Origin of the sequence: Halogeometricum sp. CBA1124 (assembly GCF_009741955.1) — an archaeon.
GTDB classification, from domain to species: domain Archaea; phylum Halobacteriota; class Halobacteria; order Halobacteriales; family Haloferacaceae; genus Halogeometricum; species Halogeometricum rufum.
On the sequence record NZ_WPCD01000364.1, the window covers coordinates 1 to 1,347 of the forward strand.

Consider the following 1,347-nt stretch of genomic DNA (forward strand, 5'->3'; position numbering starts at 1 on the left):
GTGTCGCCGCCGTTGTTCCACACCGCAGACCCACGCCCCCAGTAGACCGTCGCGTCGCCGTCCGTCCCGGCGCCGGTCCTGAGCGTGAGTTCCGCGCCCGGTTCCAGCGTCGTGCCCGGCGGGAAGGTGTACGTCTTGCCGGCGGCGTCGGTGACGGACCACCCCGACAGGTCCACCGTCTCCGCGCCCTCGTTCCGGAAGACGACGTACTCGTCGTTCAGGTTCTCGTTGTCGTTGCCGGCGGCGTCGGGGTGGATCCGAACGACCGCTATCCGGGCGTCGGTCGCGCTGGAACCGTCGTCGGCCGTGTCGGCACCGACCGTTCCGCCGTCGGCCGTCGCACCCTCACCCGCCTCGCGTTCCGCGCACGCCCAGAGGCCGCGGCCCGCCGCGCGGGCGTCCGTCTCGGCCGCGCGGTACCGTTCACGTTCGGTAAATGTACTCTCGTACAGACGGGCGTGGCCGGCCTCGACGAGGGCGAGGTTGAACGACGCGCCGTCGACGTGGACGTACGCGAGGAGGCGGTCGTAGTAGCCGCGTCTGTCCGCCGTCTCGTCGAAGACGAGGCGGACCTCTTCGCCGGCGAGGTGCCGCCTCGCGTACGCGGAGGCGTTCTCACCCGCGGCGTCGAGACAGGCCGCCCCCGCCTCGGTGTCCGGGACGCCCTCGAACTCGCCCGGCGTGTTCGACCCGTACACCTCCGGCGTGTCGACGCCCAGGAGACGGACGGTGTCGCGCGACCCGTTCGCGTACTTCACCTTCACCGTGTCGCCGTCCACGACTTCGGTCACGATGACCCGGACGCTCGGCCCCGTTGGCGCCGCGGCGTCCGTGGCCGCACCCGCCGAACCGGTCGACTGCGGCCCGGCCGGGGCGGCACCGACGCAACCCGAGAGGACGAGGAGAACGACTGTGAACAGGACCGTTCGCGCGCGCATACCTCCTCGTTCGAACGACGACCGGATAACCGAACCGGCGTCCGTACCGACCGATACTACCCGCGATTGATGACACGTAGCTAACTAATTTTCGCAAAGCTTTAAATACTCGCTTCACCACAAACCTTATAATGGAACGCCCGAGCCGCCAGCGTCAGCGAGAGCAGGAATCGGAGCAGAACGCCGACGAGCGCGTCGCGTGCCCGGAGTGTGAGTCCACCAATATCATCACGGACGCGACCAGGGGGAGTTGGTGTGTGATGACTGCGGCTTGGTGCTGGACGAGCGCCAGATAGACCGCGGGCCGGAGTGGCGGGCGTTCGAACCACTCCGAACGCCAGTCGAAGTCCCGCGTCGGCGCTCCCATCACGGAGACGATGCACGACCGCGGCCTGACGACGACCATCGA

At 68.7% G+C, this 1,347-nt stretch carries 1 protein-coding gene and 1 pseudogene; one reads left to right on the forward strand and one right to left on the reverse strand.

Features of this window, described 5'->3' with window-relative positions:
• On the reverse strand, positions 1–938 hold a 938-nt coding region (locus tag GJ632_RS21520), incomplete at its 3' end, for a lamin tail domain-containing protein (RefSeq protein ID WP_191453983.1).
• Between the two features lie 131 nt (positions 939–1,069).
• Between GJ632_RS21520 and GJ632_RS24495 the strand changes: the two are divergent.
• Positions 1,070–1,347, forward strand: a pseudogene (locus tag GJ632_RS24495) (TFIIB-type zinc ribbon-containing protein); the annotation flags it as partial.